15 protein-coding genes are annotated in these 17,435 nt (G+C 61.8%); 3 read left to right on the top strand and 12 right to left on the bottom strand.

Annotated features, from left to right (window positions below; all coding sequences use genetic code 11):
- The first annotated feature begins 56 nt into the window (after window positions 1–56).
- Both uhpT and CI601_RS06260 read left to right on the top strand, forming a co-directional pair.
- A complete protein-coding gene (gene uhpT / locus CI601_RS06255; protein ID WP_121914720.1) occupies window positions 57–1,448 on the top strand; it encodes a hexose-6-phosphate:phosphate antiporter in 1,392 nt (463 codons plus the stop codon).
- Window positions 1,448–2,206 carry a histidine phosphatase family protein gene (locus CI601_RS06260; RefSeq protein ID WP_121914721.1) on the top strand — a complete coding sequence of 253 codons (759 nt, stop codon included), beginning with the start codon at window positions 1,448–1,450 and terminating at the stop codon, window positions 2,204–2,206. The genes uhpT and CI601_RS06260 overlap by 1 nt, the downstream gene beginning before the upstream one ends.
- Window positions 2,207–2,342: 136 nt before the next feature.
- Here CI601_RS06260 and CI601_RS06265 read toward each other — a convergent pair whose 3' ends face one another.
- The 5 genes from CI601_RS06265 to aroC all read right to left on the bottom strand — a co-directional run bounded on the left by CI601_RS06265 (window position 2,343) and on the right by aroC (window position 9,925).
- A complete protein-coding gene (locus CI601_RS06265; RefSeq protein ID WP_121914722.1) occupies window positions 2,343–4,007 on the bottom strand; it encodes a CTP synthase in 1,665 nt (554 codons plus the stop codon).
- Between the two features lie 65 nt (window positions 4,008–4,072).
- Window positions 4,073–6,616, bottom strand: coding sequence for an excinuclease ABC subunit UvrA (locus tag CI601_RS06270; protein ID WP_121914723.1), 2,544 nt, complete (start codon window positions 6,614–6,616; stop codon window positions 4,073–4,075).
- A complete protein-coding gene (aroQ, locus tag CI601_RS06275; RefSeq protein ID WP_121914826.1) occupies window positions 6,613–7,062 on the bottom strand; it encodes a type II 3-dehydroquinate dehydratase in 450 nt (149 codons plus the stop codon). The genes CI601_RS06270 and aroQ overlap by 4 nt, the downstream gene beginning before the upstream one ends.
- Before the next feature lie 24 nt (window positions 7,063–7,086).
- The gene (locus tag CI601_RS06280) at window positions 7,087–8,718 is read right to left on the bottom strand and encodes a bifunctional shikimate kinase/3-dehydroquinate synthase (RefSeq protein WP_121914724.1); all 1,632 of its coding nucleotides are present in this window, start codon (window positions 8,716–8,718) and stop codon (window positions 7,087–7,089) included.
- A 13-nt stretch (window positions 8,719–8,731) separates the two neighbouring features.
- A complete protein-coding gene (gene aroC, locus CI601_RS06285; RefSeq protein ID WP_121914725.1) occupies window positions 8,732–9,925 on the bottom strand; it encodes a chorismate synthase in 1,194 nt (397 codons plus the stop codon).
- Between the two features lie 62 nt (window positions 9,926–9,987).
- Between aroC and CI601_RS06290 the strand changes: the two genes are divergently transcribed.
- Window positions 9,988–10,464, top strand: coding sequence for a prepilin peptidase (locus CI601_RS06290; RefSeq protein ID WP_121914726.1), 477 nt, complete (start codon window positions 9,988–9,990; stop codon window positions 10,462–10,464).
- Window positions 10,465–10,517: 53 nt separating this feature from the next.
- Here the strand turns inward: CI601_RS06290 and mltG are convergent, their stop codons facing one another.
- The 7 genes from mltG to rpsD form a co-directional block, all read right to left on the bottom strand.
- A complete protein-coding gene (gene mltG / locus CI601_RS06295; protein WP_121914727.1) occupies window positions 10,518–11,714 on the bottom strand; it encodes an endolytic transglycosylase MltG in 1,197 nt (398 codons plus the stop codon).
- Window positions 11,715–12,197: a Holliday junction resolvase RuvX gene (ruvX, locus tag CI601_RS06300; RefSeq protein WP_121914827.1), complete on the bottom strand. Its 483-nt coding sequence runs from the start codon at window positions 12,195–12,197 to the stop codon at window positions 11,715–11,717.
- A 7-nt stretch (window positions 12,198–12,204) separates the two neighbouring features.
- Entirely contained in the window at window positions 12,205–14,886 is a 2,682-nt protein-coding gene (gene alaS, locus CI601_RS06305; RefSeq protein WP_121914728.1) for an alanine--tRNA ligase, read from the bottom strand.
- 166 nt (window positions 14,887–15,052) lie between these two features.
- Window positions 15,053–15,292, bottom strand: coding sequence for a hypothetical protein (locus CI601_RS06310; protein ID WP_024627396.1), 240 nt, complete (start codon window positions 15,290–15,292; stop codon window positions 15,053–15,055).
- Complete coding sequence (locus CI601_RS06315; protein ID WP_024627395.1) at window positions 15,292–15,738, bottom strand: DUF948 domain-containing protein; 447 nt, start codon at window positions 15,736–15,738, stop codon at window positions 15,292–15,294. Before CI601_RS06315 ends, CI601_RS06310 begins: the two co-directional genes overlap by 1 nt.
- Window positions 15,739–15,830: 92 nt before the next feature.
- Window positions 15,831–16,499 carry a histidine phosphatase family protein gene (locus tag CI601_RS06320; RefSeq protein ID WP_121914729.1) on the bottom strand — a complete coding sequence of 223 codons (669 nt, stop codon included), beginning with the start codon at window positions 16,497–16,499 and terminating at the stop codon, window positions 15,831–15,833.
- Between the two features lie 92 nt (window positions 16,500–16,591).
- Window positions 16,592–17,218, bottom strand: a complete 627-nt coding sequence (gene rpsD / locus CI601_RS06325) for a 30S ribosomal protein S4 (RefSeq protein ID WP_121914730.1) — start codon at window positions 17,216–17,218, stop codon at window positions 16,592–16,594.
- Window positions 17,219–17,435: the final 217 nt, after the last annotated feature.

Here is a 17,435-nt window from a genome sequence, read left to right on the forward strand (position 1 = left end):
TTAATCACTCAAGACAAGCACACAAGGAGGTTGTTTTGTCTAAAATCACATTCAATATGAATTTCGAGAAGCATGTACCGAAATCGGGACTGCCAATATCGGCGCAGCGCAAGGCATGGTTTAAGGAATTCATGAAACCCTACGTCAGCGTGGTCTTGATATACAGCGCCGTCTATCTGATCCGAGATAACTTCAAAGCCGCCCAACCTCTGCTGAAGCAGCAGATGGGCATGACCACCGAGCAACTAGGCCTCATCGGCTTTGCATTCTCCTTGGCTTACGGTCTGGGAAAAATCATCGTCGGTTACCTGGTTACTGGAAAGGATGAAAAGAAGTCGGCCTCTATCATGCTTCTCGGGGCCTCCATCATCGTCTTCGCAGTAGGTGTCGTCCTGTCTGTCAATCGATCCCCAATGGGCTGGATCTTAGCTCTATGGGCCCTCAACGGAATATTCCAGTGCTCCTCGGGCCCCTGCTGCACCGGTACAATTGTTAATTGGACGACTAAGAAAAACTACGGCCGTTATTACAGCATTTGGAGCACCTCTCACAATATCGGCGGAGGTCTTGCCGGTGTATTCTCACTGTGGTGTGCACAGACCTTCTTCGGTGGCCACGTCGCTGGAATGTTCATCGCCCCTGCCCTGGTAGCCGTAGTCATCGCAGTCTTTGGATTCTTCTTTGGCAAGGACCGTCCAGAGGACCTGGGCTGGGAAACCACTGAAAAGATCTTCGGTGAGCCACCGAGGGAGGAAGACACCACCTCCACCAACGACACGACCTGGCAGCTCTTCCGCAAATATCTGCTGGGCAACCCCTGGATATGGATACTGTGCTGCTCCGACGTGTTCGCATACATAGTGCGTGTGGGTATCGATAACTGGTCCTCCCTACGTGTGACCGAGCAGCTACACTTCAGCACGCAAATTGGAGCACAGGCCATCTTCTACTTCGGCATGGGTTCGTTGATAGGCTCTGTCATTTGGGGAATGCTCTCCGATTTGCTTGGCGGGCGTCCCGCTATGATGTCATTAATCTGCTTGGTAATCACCCCTATCCCCCTGGCCTTCTACCAGTTCAGCACCACACCCATGATGATGCTCGTAGCGATCTTCCTACTCGGTATCTTCGTCTTTGGCCCTCAGGTACTCATTTCCATCTCGATCCTGACACAGGTCCCAAGAAAGGCCGCAGCTCTGGCTGGCGGCATGCCCGGCGCTTTCGCATACCTCCTCGGAGACTCCACTGCTAAGGTCCTGCTTGCTCGCATCGCCGACTCCAAGGCTGCGGGCCTACACATCTTCGGCACCGTTCTGCATGGTTGGGGGGACACCTTCAGCGTGCTCTATGTGGCCATTTTTGGGGCAATCGTCCTGCAGGCTCTGGTGACCATTCATGAAGAGAAGAAGATACGGCGAGCCAAGAAACTCGCGGAATTGGAGAAGTGATGAATTATAGTCATACGACCCTCACGGGTGATGAAGGACCGCAACAACAAGTAACCATGTTCCTGACTCGGCACACCAAGACCACTGCTAATGCCATCGACCTGATACAAGGTTGGTCTGATTTCCCGCTGACACAGGAAGGCATTGAGATCGCCCGTCAATTCGGAAGAGGTCTGCAAGGCACTAGATTCGCAGCAGCCTACTGTGGCACATTGACCCGTCACTACGAAACTGCTCGTATAGCGCTGGACAACTCGGGAAACGACAATGTCGAGATCCGCTTCGAACCCGGTCTACGTGAATACAACTTCGGCAGTTTCGAAGGCCGTGATGTGAGCACCACCCATCAGGCAGTGGCAGAATGGCTGGGATACTCAACTGTGGAGGAGGCCAGGGCAGCCAGAGGTCCTAAGTTTGACCTCGATGTCCAGGATGCTCTATACGCGCTTGACGCAGAAAATATGCTGCACACTGATTTGGTACCACAGGATCGGGCCGAATCCGCAGATATGGTCAAGCAGCGGATGTGGCAGGCTATGACCAACATTGGTGACTTAGTAAGCCGGGAAGGTGGCGGCAATGTGCTGGTGATTAGCTCCGGGACTGCCATCCGACAATTCCTGTGGACGATAGACTCCGAAGTCGACCTAACCTATTTAGGCAACACTGCAGTAACCAAGGTGGACTACGACAAAGGTACCTTCAGCATTGAGCAGCCCGTCGGCAGCATGGCATACTACGAACGCGGCGCCCAATAACGACGGTTTGAAGTGACTTTGCTCAATAATGAATGAAAGGAACCCCGCTTGCTACGGGGTTCCTTTCATATTGGGCTCAATGGTCTGAATTGGCACCACCCAATTAAACCGGACTTGTCCAAAACGGATCAGCCGCTCAGGCCGCCTCCTGGCCTCCGTGCTCCAGGCTGGCCTTGACCAGACCGGCGAAGAGGGGATGCGGCTTGGTGGGCCGGGACTTGAACTCCGGGTGGGCCTGGGTGCCCACATAGAAGGGGTGCTGGTCCTGGGAGAGCTCCACGAACTCGGTCAGCTGCCCGTCCGGGCTGGTGCCCGAAATGTGCAGGCCGGCCTTGTCCAGCCGCTCCTTGTAGGCCACATTGACCTCGTAGCGGTGGCGGTGACGCTCCGAAATCTCGGTGGAGCCGTAGAGCTTGGCCACCAGGGAGTTGGGCTTGAGCACTGCAGGGTAGGCACCCAGCCGCATGGTATGGCCCATATCGCCATGGCCGGCCACGATGTCCTTCTGCTCCTCCATGGTGGCGATGACCGGGTTCTCGCAGTCAGGCTCGAACTCCGAGGAGTTGGCATCCTCCAGCCCCAGGACGTGACGGGCGAACTCAATGACCATGGACTGCAGGCCCAAGCAGAGTCCCAGGGCGGGCAGGCCGGTCTCGCGGGCGTAGCGCAGGGCGCCGATCTTACCCTCGATGCCACGGATGCCGAAGCCTCCGGGAACCACGATGCCGTCAACACCCTCCAAGGCCTTGCGTGCACCGTCCATGGTCTCGCAGGTGTCAGCGGCCACCAGCTTGACCTGAACCTGGGACCGGTTGGCAAAGCCGCCGGCCTTCAGCGCCGCGATCACCGACAGGTAGGCGTCAGGCAGGTCGATGTACTTGCCAACGATAGCGATGGCCACCTTGGTGCGGGGGTTGTGGACCCGGTCCAGCAGATCCTCCCACTCGTTCCAGTCGACGTCGTGGAAGGGCAGTCCCAGCTTGCGCACCACGTAGGCATCCAGACCCTCCTTGTAGAGGATCTTGGGCACGTCGTAGATGCTGGGCGCATCCACGCAGTTGACCACGCCCTCGGCATCCACGTCACACATCAGGGAGATCTTGTCCTTGATGGCCTGGTTGAGCGGCCGGTCGGAGCGCAGCACTAGGGCGTCGGGAGCGATGCCCAGCTGGCGCAGGGCCATGACTGAGTGCTGGGTGGGCTTGGTCTTGAGCTCGTGGGCGGCGGCCACGTAGGGCACCAGGGAGACATGGACGAACATGCAGTTGTCCGGGCCGATGTCCCGACGAACCTCACGGGCGGCCTCCATGAAGGGCTGGGACTCGATATCGCCCACAGTCCCGCCGATCTCGGTGATGATCACGTCCACGTCGTCGCTGGCCTGGGCCCGCATACGGCTCTTGATCTCGTTGGTCACGTGGGGAATGACCTGGACGCACTGGCCCAGGTACTCCCCCGCCCGCTCCTTGCGCAGAACGGACTGGTAGATCTGGCCCGTGGTCACGTTGGCCTTCTGGGAGAGGAAGACGTCAGTGAAACGCTCATAGTGGCCGATGTCCAGATCGGTCTCGGCCCCATCCTCGGTCACGTAGACCTCGCCGTGTTGGAAGGGGTTCATGGTCCCCGGATCGACGTTGATGTAGGGATCCAGCTTCTGTTGAAGAACGCGAATTCCGCGGCTTCTCAGCAGTCGGCCCAGAGAGGATGCGGTCAGTCCCTTGCCCAGTGAAGAGACCACGCCGCCGGTGACGAAAATGTGTTTGGTGATATGCCCTTGCGAATTTCCATGTTCTCTGACCATGGAACTTCAGCCTATCAGGCAGGAGCGACCAGAAACCGGCCAACACACGAGGAGGACAGACCGATTCAGGGACGGCTCAGATGCAGATGTTCGGCCAGGTAGCGGCCGGTTACCGAATCAGGGTTGCGTGCCACTGATTCAGGGTCGCCCTGGGCCACGATTCTTCCGCCTCGGTCACCGCCGCCCGGGCCCATATCGACCACATGGTCGGCGTTGGCGATCATGTCCAGATCATGCTCGATGAAGACCACCGTGGCCCCCTTGCTGACCAGGCGCTCCAGCACCCCGATCAGGACGCGCACATCCAAGGGATGCAGGCCGGTGGTGGGTTCGTCCAGGACGAACATGGAGCCATTCTGTCTGCGGCCCAATTCGTTGGACAACTTCAGCCGCTGGGCCTCCCCGCCAGATAGGGATGGGGTGTCCTCCCCCAGGGTCAGGTAGTCCAGGCCCAGGTCCTTCAAGGTCTGCAGGCCTCGGCGGATGGCCGTATACTCGCGGCCCTGCGCGAAGACCTCCAGAGCACGGCCCACCTCCATGGCCAGCAGATCGGGTAGGCTCAGCGGCTCCTGGTGTGCCGGCGTGGATAGACGGTACTGCTCGGCCTCCGGGCGGTATCGACGACCCTGGCAGCTGGGGCAGGTGATGGGGATGTCGGGCAGGAACTGTACGTCCAGGCTGATCTGCCCGGTGCCGTCGCATTGGGGGCAGCGCAGGGATCCGGTGTTGTAGGAGAATGCGGAGATGCCCAGCTTGTCTTTTTCCGCCTGGTCAGTGGCCGCGAAGAGTCGGCGCAGCCGGTCCATCAGCCCCGAGTAGGTGGCCACTGTGGAACGCACGTTGATGCCTATGGGCGAGGAGTCCACCAGGCGAACCCTGTCGATGCCCGCCGGGTCCAGACTGTGCACATGCTTGGGCATGGGGTCGCCTTGAATTTGGGCCTGCAGGGCCGGGACCAGGGACTCCAGGATCATGGTGGTCTTGCCCGAGCCGGATACGCCGGTCACCGCCGTCATGCATCCCCGAGGAATGGCCAGATCCAGCGGGTGGACCGTGTGAATGGGTCCTGACTGCATGCGGATCCATTCATCCTCTGCAGGCATAGGGTGGCGGTCTCGTACCAGAACAGGCTCGCGTCCATCCAGAAAACCTGCGATGCGCGAGTCCGGGTCTGCAGCGATCCGCTCAGGGGCTCCCTGGGCCAGAATCCTGCCGCCACGCTCCCCTGCTCCGGGACCCATTTCGATCAGATAGTCGGCTGATTGCAAAACCTTGACGTCATGGTCGACGAAAACCACGGAATTGCCGTCGGCCAGCAGGTCGCGCATGACCCCTATCAGCCCCTCCAGGTTGGCGGGATGCAGACCGGTCGAAGGCTCGTCCAGCACATAGAGCACGCCTGTGGTCTCATTGCGGACAGCCCTGGCCAACTGGGCCCGCTGCCGCTCTCCTGTGGACAGAGAGGCGCTGGAACGATCTAGGGTCAGGTAGCTCAGTCCCAGTTGGATCAACCGCCTACCCATTTCGTCCAAAGTCTTGCAGAGGGCCGAGGCCATGGGCTGCATGGGTTCAGGCAGCGTGGGTGGCAGCTTTCGGCCCCAGTCCAGCACCTTATCCAGGGGCCAGGAGGTGACCTCGGCCAGATTGTTCCCGTTGATTCGAGGCAGACGGGCTCGTTGGTTGAGCCGGGTACCCTTGCAGTCCGGGCAGGTCCGCTCGGTCAGGAACTTGGCCACCTTGGCCAGACGCTTGTCGTCGTTGGCCCTCTTGAGCTCCTCGGTCACGGTCAGCCGTGCGTTGCGGAAGGTGAAGTCCAGCTCGTGGACACCCTTGATCGAGGTGATGGTGATGTGCTTCTTCTCGGCCGGCCCCTCGAAGACGATCTTCCGCTCCCGATCGGTCAGATCCCGCCAGGGCACGTCAGTGCGGACTCCGAACTCGCGAACGATGTCGGGCTGGACATTGAAGCCGAAGGTCCGCCAAGGCACAACAGCCCCCTGGTCGATGGTCAGGCTGTCATCGGGAACCAGGGTGGCATCGTCCACCTCGCGCACGGTCCCGGTCCCCTGGCAGGTGGGGCAGGCTCCCAGGGAGTTGAAGGCCAGCTCCTCGGCGCTGGGAGGCTCGACGTTAGCACCGCAGATGGGGCAGGTGATGGGCATCTCGGCTGCCACGGCCAGAGTGGGCTCCTGTCGATGACCATTGGGGCAGACATGGCTGGCCAGCCGGGAGAACATCAACCTGAGTACGTTGAGCAGCTCGGTGGCGGTGCCGAAGGTGGATCGCATGCCGCCCACACCCGGCCGCTGACGCAGGGCCAGGGCAGGAGGCAGGAAACGCACCGACTCCACCTGGGGACGCTGGGCCTGGGTCATCCGCCTTCTGGTGTAGGTGGACAGGGATTCCAGGTAACGCCGGGACCCCTCGGCATAGAGGACCCCCAGAGCCAGGGAGGACTTGCCGGAGCCGGAGACCCCGGCGATGCCCACCAAGCGATTGAGAGGAATGTCTACATCCAGGTTGCGCAGGTTGTGGACCCTGGCGCCGCGGACAAGGATGGCCTTGGGCGGTGCGGAGAGGTTTTTGCCGGTCTCCCCGCTGTCGCTCATGCGTTCTCCAGCAGGTGGGCCACTGCTTCCAGGGCCAGCCGGTAGCCGTAGAAGCCCATACCGGTGATGGTGCCTGTAGCCACCGGTGAGATGACGCTACGTCGGCGGAAGGCCTCCCTGGATGCCGGATTGGAAATATGGACCTCCATCAGCGGCAGCCCTGCCTGCGTGACTTGGACGGCGGCATCGGAAAGCCCGTAACTGTAGTGGGTGAAGGCGGCGGGGTTGAGCACCACTGCACTGCCCTGATCCACCGCCTGGTGCATCCAGCGAATGACCTGGCCCTCGTCGTCCGACTGCAGCACCTGAACATCCAGACCCAGCTGCTGACCCCAGTCTTCGCAGTCCCGGGTCAGAGTCGCCAGATCCTGACGACCATAGACATCAGGGTCGCGCACACCCAGCCGACCCAGGTTGGGTCCGTTGACCACCAGAACCGTCTGCATGCCCTTGTCGGCATCCGCCATCTGTCATTCCTCCTTGCGTATGGCCTGGAAGGCCTCCTTGATCGCCGAGACCGGTGGGTCGTCCAGGTGGGTGGGTTTGCCCAAACCATCAAGAATGATAAACCGCAACTTGTTGCCACGGGCCTTTTTGTCCCGATGCATGAGGGCCAGCACCTGGTCGAAGTCGCCCCCGTTCCACCAGGTCCTCAGTCCCAGGGAGGACAGCAGCTTCCTGTGGTAATCGACCGCTTCCTGATCCAAGTGGCCGGTGATCCTGGCCAGCTCGGCTGCAAAGACCATGCCCACGGACACGGCCTGACCATGCCGCCAGGTGAAGTGTTCGATCTTTTCGATGGCGTGGCCCAAGGTGTGGCCATAGTTGAGGAACTCCCGCAAGCCGGACTCCTTGAGGTCCACCGAGACGTGCCGGGCCTTGACCTCGACGGTGCGTTCGATCAGATCCTGGACTACCGTTCCCAGCCACTGGTCGGACTCCTGTCCATCGAAAGAACGAAGGGACTCAGCCCGCTCCTCCAGCTCGCGCAGGATGCCGCCGTCCATGATGAAGCCGGACTTGGCCACCTCGCCCAGGCCCTCCACAAAGATCTCATTGGGCAGGGTCCGCAGGGTCCGCAGATCAGCCAGGACGCCGACAGGGGTATAGAAGCTGCCGACCAGATTCTTGCCCTGCTCCAGATTGATGCCGGTTTTGCCTCCGGTGGAGGCGTCGACCATGGCCAGCAGGGAGGTGGGGCAGTTCACATAACGGATGCCTCTCATCCAGGTGGCGGCGATGAATCCGGCCTGGTCTGTGGCCGCTCCCCCGCCCAGCCCCACAACCGCGTCGGAACGGGTGAAGCCCTCGGTGGCCAGGCGCTCCCAGATACCCTGGCTGACCTTGATGGTCTTGCCAGCCTCCGCGTCGGGAATGGCCAGATCCACTACCTGGTAACCGGCTTGTCGAAGCAGGGCCCGGGCATGGTCGGAATGGCGCTGAACCGGCTGGGTATGAATCAGGGCCACACGCATGGTCTGGTCGCCAAGCAGCTCATGCAGCCGCCCGGTCACGCCTGCACCGATCCTCACATCGTAGGGGTCGGGACCGCTGACATGGACCACCCGCTCAGTCAAAGCATCCGCCAGCCGTCTGGCCAGGGCTCGGGGGGTGGTGTTCCTGGATTTAAGGGTGATGGTGGCCAGCTCCTGGTAGACGCTGCGACGCTCACGGTAGAGAGCCATCCAGCGCTCCGATGCGCCGCCGCGGAGTAAGGGACGATGATCCGACCGAGCTGCTCGGCTGACCCCCTCCTCGGGGTCGACCTGCAGGTAGACCACAGCGCCACCTGCCCGCCGATAGTCCTGCAACGCCTGGAAGACCTCGGTGCTCATGGGAGCGCCTCCTCCAAGGGACAGGATGCCACCGGGAAAGTCCTTCAAGAGGTCCAGGACCGCTCTGGTCTCCATACCGCGGAAGGCCTGCTCACCCTGAGTGTCGAAGATCTCGCTGACCGATTGGCCTGCCTCTTCCTCAATGCACTGGTCCGTATCCCGGAAGGGCGCCTTGATCAGGGCGGCCGTCTCCCTGCCCAGACGGGTCTTGCCCGCACCGGGCATGCCAATGACGACAGCCTTGGGCATGCTGCTGCTTTCAATCATGCAAGTCCGCCCCTCACCGTAGATGCTCGGGCCAGGACTGGAGGTAGGCCTGGGCGTTGCGCCGAACCTCCTCAAGCGAGTCACCGCCGAACTTCTCCAAGGCGAACCGTGCCAGGGTCAGATTCATCATGGCTTCGCCGATCACTGCGGCAGCAGGCACGGCGGTCACGTCGGAACGCTGATGGATGGCCTGGGCAGGCTGGCCGGTGGCCACATCCACCGTGCGCAGGGCCCGCGGCACCGAGGAGATGGGCTTCATGGCGGCCCTCACCCGGATGGGCTGGCCGTTGGATGTGCCACCCTCCAGGCCGCCTGCATGGTTGCTGAGTCTGCGGATGGTGCCGTCCTGACCGGGCTCCATCTCGTCATGGGCCTGCGAACCGGGGCGATCAGCCTCACGGAAACCATCACCGATCTCCACGCCCTTGATGGCCTGAATACCCATGAAGGCACTGGCCAGGGCAGCATCCAGACGTCGGTCGTCCTCCACATAGGTGCCCAGGCCTGCCGGCACACCATAGGCGATGACCTCGAAGACCCCGCCGGCAGTGTCGCCATCCTTCTTGATCTGGTCAATTCTGGCCATCATCCGTTTCTCGGCGTCCTTATCCAGGGTCCTGACCGGCGAGGCGTCCAGTGCAGGTCCGTCTTCGGGGCCGGGCATGACTTCATGGCCCTCCAGGCCGACCCCGGCTATGGAGATGACATGGGAGACAGTCCGTATTCCTAAAGCCTGCTGCAGGAAGTCGGCGGCCACCGATCCCAAGGCCACCCGGGATGCGGTCTCCCTGGCCGAAGAGCGTTCGAGGACTGGACGTGCATCCGTAAACCCGTACTTGCGCATACCGGTCAGATCGGCATGGCCGGGCCTGGGCCTGGTCAGTGGGGCGTTGCGGCCGGTCGCCGGGGGTTCCTGGTCGGCAGGCAGCTCGTCCACGCTCATGACCTGCTGCCACTTGGGCCACTCCGTGTTGCCGATCTCGATAGCCACCGGAGAACCGAGCGTTCGTCCATGCCTGACCCCGGTCAGCAGCCGAACCTTGTCCTGTTCAAAGCCCATCCTGGCCCCACGACCATAACCCAGCCGACGACGGGCCAAGGCCGATTCAATATCCTTGGTGGATACGGCGACCCCTGCGGGCAGACCCTCCATCATGGCCACCAGGGCCTCTCCATGGGATTCCCCTGCCGTCTGCCAGCGCAACATATTCAAGCTCCTCGTTTGTTCCTCGTTTGCCAGGTTAGGGCTACGTATGATTATCTTAGAAGATGGTCTACCTCATCCCAGCGCCGGGACTGCTGACCGCCCTCCTCCTGGCCCTGATCGACATCCGCTCCCGGCGAGTCCCACGTCTTCTAGTGCTCGTGGGGCTGGTGCTGCAGACCGTGACCCTGCTGGTCTTTTCACTGATTCAGGCGCAACCGATGCTGCTGATGCAGTGCCTGCTGCTCACTCTGGCCTCTGCAGGCCTTCAGCTCATGCTAGCCCTGATCCGACCCGGTGCCCTGGGGCTGGGCGACGTGACAGCCACGGGTCTGGTGGCCCTGAGCCTGTCGGTTCTGGGATGGACAACGATCCTGGTCTGGTGGGTGATGATGGGACTGCTGGGGTTGGTTGCCCTGGGCCTGGCCTGGTTGGCCCGTCATCGCAACGGACCCGCCAGACCAAACAACCCCCTCTCGCTGGCCTATGTCCCGGTCATCCTTGCAGCAGCGGCAGTGGCCCTGGTCATTGATGCCATCTAGAGCCGGCAGGCACCTGACCGGGGGTTGGGATCCTCAAATCCAAGGAAAATGTGCTAATTGTTCTGCTCGTTGTGCTTGGATTCCCAGGCCTTGTATTCCTTGACATCTCGGTTGAACTGATCCTGGTTGTCGCTGAACCTGGTCTCCCCCGTGTCCATGTTGACGGTCACGAAATAGAGCCAGTTGCCCGACTCCGGGTGCATGGCCGCCTGGATGGCCTCATCTCCCGGGCTGCCGATGGGGCCTGGAGGCAGGCCCTGGTGGACCCTGGTGTTGTAGGGGTCGTCGGCGTTCTGCAGCATGGCATCGGTCAGCTTCAAGGCCGAGACGTTGTTGGAGTAGGCCACCGTGCTGTCCATGCCCAAGGGCATTCCCTTGGCCAAGCGGTTGTCGATGACCCTTGCCACCTTGCCGTAGTATTCCGATTTGTTGACCTCGGCTTCGGTAATCGAGGCTGTATTCAGGATGGTCTGCCGTTCCTGACCTCCGGGTACGCCCAGCTGATCCAGATGCTCAATACGCTTGGAGACCAGGTTGGTCAGGATGGCCTTGGCCGACCCGGCCTTGCGCACATCGTACTCCCCGGGTTGCAGCCATCCTTCAAAGTCTCCCTGGGCCTCCTGGGGCAGAATCCCCTCCCCCTTGGCTTGAACCAAGGCGTCGAATTCGCTCTGCGGCACCCCAGAGAGCTGAGCGGCCCTGGCAATCACATCACGCACCCGCCCGCCGGCCCGCACCTGCAGGAAGCCCCCGGCCTTGTTCCGGTCAGTCAGAATGGTCACGACATCGGAGGCTTTCATCCGCAGACGCAGATCGAAGGTGCCGGGCACCAGCCTGGACTCGGATTGGGCGCTGGTGATGGCGTGCAAAAAGGCCTCCGTGGACTTGACCACTCCAGCCTTGACTAAGTTGGCACCGACCTGATCAGCCCCCTGGCCGCTCTCGACCGTGAACTCCACCGGCGCTCCACCAGGGCCGGGATAATCAGGGGCGACTTCCTTGGTGGCTACGATCCTGGGAGTTCCATGGCGTAGCCCGCCCACCAGAATCACCACGCAGGAGGCAGCAACCACCACGGCCAAAGCGATGAGGAGAACCATAATCCGCTGATGGCGCTTGCGGCGTTCACGCCGACGACGCATCTCACGACGCGAACGAGGAGGACGTGGCGGCATGGCGGAGACCGGGGCTTGCCCATCGGCCACCCACTGGACCTTATCCTGGAAGAATTCCTGCATGTCGTCGGCCAATTACCACTCCTTGTCGGCACGTTGGTTGTCCAGGGCCGACTGCAGCAGCACAACAGCGGACTGCTGATCGACCACAGGACGATGTCTTCGCCCGCCCACGCGGGCATCGTATAGCTGACGATGGGCACTGACGGTCGTCAGTCGTTCGTCTCGCAATACTACACTGGGCAGCTGCTCAGGGGCAACGCCGGAATCTTGTGCAACCTCCTGCAGGCGACCGGTCAGGGCACGCACCCAACGGGCCGCCTTTTTGGCGCTGCGACCAGCCTGGCCGCTCAGCAGCAGAGGGTATCCGACGACGACCTTGGACACACATTTATCCATAATCAGGTCTTCCACCTGGTCCAGAGCCTGAAAGTAGTCGCCCTGAACCCTGATGTTGCCAGCGGGAAAGGCCAGGGTCAGCTCCGGGTCCGACAGGGCCAGACCCACCCTGGCTTCCCCAAGATCCACCCCCAGCCATACGGCTGTATGTGATCGCACGAGAAGCTCAGCCCTCTCGGACCTGATCACTCAGGGCCTTCAAGGCCCGATCAATGGCCGAGGCATCCTGACCGCCACCCTGGGCGAAGTCAGGCTTGCCTCCACCGCCGCCTCCCAGGACCTTGGAGGCTGTCCTGACCAGGTCGCCGGCCCTGAGACCGCGATCACGGGCCGCCTGGTTGGTGGCTACGAAGATGACAGGCTTCTCATCCTCGCTGACACCGGCCAGGGCGACCACAACCGGGTATTCCTCGCCCATGCGGGCCCGCAGGTCGGTCACCGTCTTGCGGAGGGCATCCACAGAACCGAAACGGCCCATATTCCGGGATGCGATCTTGACATCTTCCGGGGCATGCAAGGCCTGGTTGGCCAGTTCGGGCACAGCCTGGGCCATCTGCTGCTCATAGGTGGCCGCCAGTCGGCGGTCAGACTCCTTGAGCTTGGCCAGCAGGGCCGAGATTCTGGACTCCAGCTCGTCAGGGCGGGCGTTGAGCTTGTCTGAGAGCTGTGAGACCAGCGCATGCTCACGAGCGTTGTACTCGTAGGCCCCCTGGCCTACTACAGCATCAACGCGGCGAACGCCGGTGCCCACCGAGGCCTCGGACATGATGGAGACCGCGCCGATCTTGCCCACGTGATCAACATGGGTTCCCCCGCAGAGCTCCCGGCTCCAGCCGTCCTCGCCTATGGAGACCACACGGACCACGTCGCCGTACTTCTCTCCAAACAGGTGCATGGCACCCAGGGCGATGGCATCGTCATACTTCATCTCTTGGGTGGTGACGGCCAAGTTGTCACGCAACCGGTCGTTGACACGGGCTTCCACCGCATCCATGGCCTGACGGCTGGGGGCTTGCGACCACTGGAAGTCAAAGCGCAGCCTGTTGGGCGCATCCTCGGATCCGCGCTGGGTGGCCTGGGGGCCCAGCTCCTCGCGCAGGGCCTTGTGGACCATGTGCGTGGCCGTGTGCGAACGGGCGATGGCTCCACGCCGGTTTCGGTCGATGGTGGCGGTGACCTTGGCCTGCAGCATCAGCGTCCCCTCGGTCAGCCGGCAACGGTGAACAGTCAGACCCTTGATGGGCTTCTGCACGTCGTCCACCTCTAGCACGGCCCCATCGTCGGTCAGAATCTCACCCTGGTCGGCCAACTGACCACCGGCCTCGGCGTAGAAGGGCGAGCGGTCCAGAATAACCTCAACCTGGGCAGGTGCCTTGACGGCCGGAACCGCTCCCTTGCCCTCCTTGATGATGCCCAGGACTGTCGAGCGGCTGGAGAAGTCGGTGTATCCAAGGAAGACCTGAGGCTCGTCCAGACTCTTGCGCATGTCGTCGTAGACGCTCAGGTCCACGTTGTGCCGCTTCTTCATGGCATCGGCGCGGGCCCTGGACTTCTGCTCGTTCATCAGCTTTCGGAACTCGTCCTGATCCACCTTGACGCCCTGCTCGGCGGCCATCTCCAGGGTCAGTTCGATGGGGAACCCATAAGTGTCATGCAGGGTGAAGGCGTCCTTGCCGGAGACCTCGGGCTCACCCTTCCCGCTCTTGGCCTTGTTGACGGCCGTATCCAGAATGGTGGTCCCCTTGTCCAGGGTCCGGCGGAAGGCCAACTCCTCGCCGTAGGCTGATTCGGCAACATCGGAGAAGGTGTCGTTGAGCTCTGGGTAGCTGGGGGCCATGGCCTCCTTGGAGACCGGGAAGAGCTGGGGTAGAACCTCCTGATCCACGCCCAGCATCTTCATGGAGCGGATGGTCCGGCGCAGCAGACGGCGCAGCACATAGCCGCGGCCGACGTTGCTGGGGCGAACGCCGTCGCTCATGATCATCAGGGCCGAGCGCACATGGTCCGCCACCACACGGAAGCGCACGTCATCCTGGGCATTGTCACCGTAGTGCCGGCCAGACAGACTCTCGGCCGCCTGGATGACGGGGTAGACCTCGTCGGTCTCGTATATGTTCTGCTTGCCCTGGAGCAGGTAGGCCAGACGCTCCAGTCCGGCGCCGGTGTCGATGTTCTTGTGCTCCAGCTCGCCTACGATGTGCAGGTCAGTCTTGGATCGGACGTTGTCCACCTCATAGTTTTCGAAGACCAGATCCCAGATCTCGATGTATCGGTTCTCGTCTGCCGAGGGACCGCCCTCCTTGCCATAAGCTGGGCCGCGGTCCACATAGATTTCGGAGCAGGGGCCGCCGGGGCCGGGGCCGCCAGTGGTCCAGAAGTTGTCCTCCATGCCCAGGATTTCCATGTGCTCGGGGTCGAAGCCCTCGTTCTTCCAGAGGGATCGGGCCTCCTCATCGTCGGTGTAGGTGGTCACCCAGATCGTTTCGGGATCGAAGCCGTAGCCGCCCTGGTCCTGAGGCTTGGTCAGCAGGTCCCAGGCGTAGTGGATGGCCTCCTCCTTGAAGTAGTCCCCGAAGGAGAAGTTGCCCAGCATCTGGAAGAAGGTGCCATGACGGGTGGTCTTGCCAACCTCGTCGATGTCCAGGGTGCGCACGCACTTCTGGTTGCTGGCCATCCGGCTCTTGGGCGGGGTCTGCTCCCCCAGCAGGTAGGGGATGAAGGGAACCATGCCAGCGATGGTGAAGAGCGTGGTGGGATTGGGCGAGATCAGGGAGGCGGAGGGAACCACCAGATGATCCTTGCCCTGGAAATAATCGAGGAAACGCTTGGCGATTTCCGATGTGCGCATGCTGCTTCTGCTCCTTCAGACCCGTTGAATGCCGAGGGGATTACGGGTTGTCCAAATGACTCGGTTGCCCAGGGCGCGAACAAGTCGCCCGCACTCCGGACTCATAGCTGAATATGGTGATTTTACACCGGCCAGGCCCATCTGTCCTGGCCTGTCCGCCCCAGGCTCAGCCCTGGAAACGATCCAGATAGCGGCGGTCCAGCTCGTCCTGCCGCTGGTGCATCGTCTGGGTGAACTGGCGCACCAGGCCGGACAGGGTCCGTGAGGCCACCTGATCCTGGTCCTCGCCCAGCACGAATTCCCTTGCACGCTTGGGGGTATTGGCCCTCACATAGGCCTCGGCCTTGGTCACCAGGACCACGCCTGCCGTGACGCCCAGCCCCATCCAGAAGATCCGTTTGAACATCAGCGGGTCCTCCCCTCGTTCCCTTGGCCCTCATTGGCCTTTTGTGCGGTGGACTTTTGTGCGGTGGAAGGCTTGGATTCGGCGCTGTTGCGGCCTCCTGAAAGGAATGACGAGATCGTCTTGCGCAGGGCGTAGAAGAAGGCCGCCACTTTGATGACCGGCTTGCCCAACATTGATCCATACAGGTCGGTCAGGGCGCCCACGTTGCCTGCCGTGGTCGAAGCCGCTGCGGAGATGCGATTGACGTCAGTCAGAGTCTGGTTGAGCTGGGTGACCGTGCTGGTGGACTCGTCCAGGGTGGGCACCACATGGTCGCCCGCCTGCTTGATGGTCTGCGCCAGCTGATCGAAGAGCTTCCCCAGACGAATCAGGGGATAGATCAGAAACCCCGCCAGGATAGCGAAGGCAATGGCCGCTATCAGGCCGGCAATCTGTCCTACGTCCATCTGCTACCTCTCTTCCATTGGTACGATACTGGGGACAACGCTAGCACGCGCCGTCTATCAGTCCAGGCCATGACTGGCCTATTGAAGCCGGTTCATTGATTGAAGGACCGAACCTGGAGGGCCCGCTCAAAGGGAGCCTCCGTATCGAAGTCGAATATGGTGACACTTCCATTGCTTGGGCGACTGCTGGTGTCGTAACGCCCGCCGCCGAAGCGGTTGACCAGACTGAGCAAGGTGTTGCCGTGCGAGATCAGCAGGACGCGGTCGCCATCCTTTACATGCTGGTCGGCGCCAATCAGGGCGAATCCGCCGGCAATGCGAGTCCAGTACTCGCTGTCGGACTCGGCATCGCCAAAGGGATCGGCCTGCTTGAGGAAGTCCCTGGTGGCGGCCAGACCGAACTGGTCCACGATCTGCTGGTAGGTGCCTGCTCCATGGGGCGCGCCTGCAGCCCACCAGGCCATGGCCATGTCCTGCCCCTCGAAGTAGCCGTAGAACTGCTCGCGGAAGTGACTGTCGCTGACCGGTTCGGGCTTCTTCTCCGACTGGTTCTGGGCCAGGATCCTGCGGACTGTCTCCTGGGCGCGTGTGGTGTCCGAGCAGTAGGCTGCCGCAAAGCTCACCTTGCTCAATTTCTGGCCCGCACGGTCGGCATCCTCCAGCCCCGATGAGGTCAAGGGTGAGTTGGACCAGCCTTGGAGACGGTTGTAACGATTGAAATAGGTCTGCCCATGGCGGACGGCATACAGATGGAGCAACATGTCCCTATTATCCCACCCATACCTCGGAAGGAGTGGCAGATCCTGACACACAAAGGGCCCCGGACGAACCGGGGCCCCAAAGTTCCTGGTGGTCAGCGAGCGTAGAACTCGACCACGTACTGAATGTTGATCTGAACCGGGATCTCCTCCGGCTCAGGCCTGCGGACCAGGCTGGCCTTCAGAGAAGCCAGGTCCACGTCCAGGTAGCCGGGAACTGCGGGCAGCACATCCCGGTGGACGCCTTCGGCGGCAATCTGGAAGGGTACCATGGTCTGGCTCTTGGGCTTGACCTGGATGGTCTGGCCGGGCTTGACCCTGTAGGAGGGACGATCCACGATGTTGCCGTCGACCAGGATGTGGCGGTGAACCACGTACTGGCGGGCCTGGGCGGTGGTGCGGGCGATGCCGGCGCGCAGGACCAGGTTGTCCAGGCGGCACTCCAGCTCGCGGAGCATGGCGGCACCGGTCTGGCCGGACTCGTGGGTGCCCCGCTCATAGGCGGCGCGCAGCTGCTTCTCGGAGACGCCGTACTGGGCGCGCAGCCTCTGCTTCTCCCGCAGACGGACGGCGTAATCGGACTCGGTGCGACGGCGGCTGCGACCGTGCTCGCCGGGGCCATAGGGACGCTTCTCGAACAGGCGCTGGGCCTTGGGCGTCAGGGCGATGCCCAGAGCGCGGGACAGGCGGACCTGGCGACGCGCACGCTGAATGTTAGTCATTGATGCAATCCTTACTTGCTTCTGTCGTTATCTGAACGAAGACGGTCGGAACCGTCGAGTCAGGCCTCTCCAATGCTTCACCGTGCCAAGCACGAACGACCTTGCGGCCGCCGACCCATTGATGGGCTGAGACTCCAGATAGGTTCGCGCACAAATACGCAAACCAAGTGTTTATTAAACCACATGAGCCCGACCTGGGAGTACATGTATGTTGTGA

This window comes from Bifidobacterium sp. wkB344, from assembly GCF_003688305.1.
In the GTDB taxonomy this organism is placed as follows: domain Bacteria; phylum Actinomycetota; class Actinomycetes; order Actinomycetales; family Bifidobacteriaceae; genus Bombiscardovia; species Bombiscardovia mizhiensis.

Bases quoted from the DNA above. Each gene is read 5' to 3' on its own strand.
- CI601_RS06260 (WP_121914721.1), top strand. From the start codon at position 1,448: ATGAATTATAGTCATACGACCCTCACGGGTGATGAAGGACCGCAACAA.
- CI601_RS06320 (WP_121914729.1), bottom strand. From the start codon at position 16,499: ATGTTGCTCCATCTGTATGCCGTCCGCCATGGGCAGACCTATTTCAAT.
- CI601_RS06280 (WP_121914724.1), bottom strand. From the start codon at position 8,718: ATGATTGAAAGCAGCAGCATGCCCAAGGCTGTCGTCATTGGCATGCCC.
- CI601_RS06270 (WP_121914723.1), bottom strand. From the start codon at position 6,616: ATGAGCGACAGCGGGGAGACCGGCAAAAACCTCTCCGCACCGCCCAAG.
- aroQ (WP_121914826.1), bottom strand. From the start codon at position 7,062: ATGCAGACGGTTCTGGTGGTCAACGGACCCAACCTGGGTCGGCTGGGT.
- alaS (WP_121914728.1), bottom strand. From the start codon at position 14,886: ATGCGCACATCGGAAATCGCCAAGCGTTTCCTCGATTATTTCCAGGGC.
- CI601_RS06310 (WP_024627396.1), bottom strand. From the start codon at position 15,292: ATGTTCAAACGGATCTTCTGGATGGGGCTGGGCGTCACGGCAGGCGTG.
- CI601_RS06315 (WP_024627395.1), bottom strand. From the start codon at position 15,738: ATGGACGTAGGACAGATTGCCGGCCTGATAGCGGCCATTGCCTTCGCT.
- rpsD (WP_121914730.1), bottom strand. From the start codon at position 17,218: ATGACTAACATTCAGCGTGCGCGTCGCCAGGTCCGCCTGTCCCGCGCT.
- aroC (WP_121914725.1), bottom strand. From the start codon at position 9,925: ATGTTGCGCTGGCAGACGGCAGGGGAATCCCATGGAGAGGCCCTGGTG.
- CI601_RS06290 (WP_121914726.1), top strand. From the start codon at position 9,988: ATGGTCTACCTCATCCCAGCGCCGGGACTGCTGACCGCCCTCCTCCTG.
- uhpT (WP_121914720.1), top strand. From the start codon at position 57: ATGAATTTCGAGAAGCATGTACCGAAATCGGGACTGCCAATATCGGCG.
- CI601_RS06265 (WP_121914722.1), bottom strand. From the start codon at position 4,007: ATGGTCAGAGAACATGGAAATTCGCAAGGGCATATCACCAAACACATT.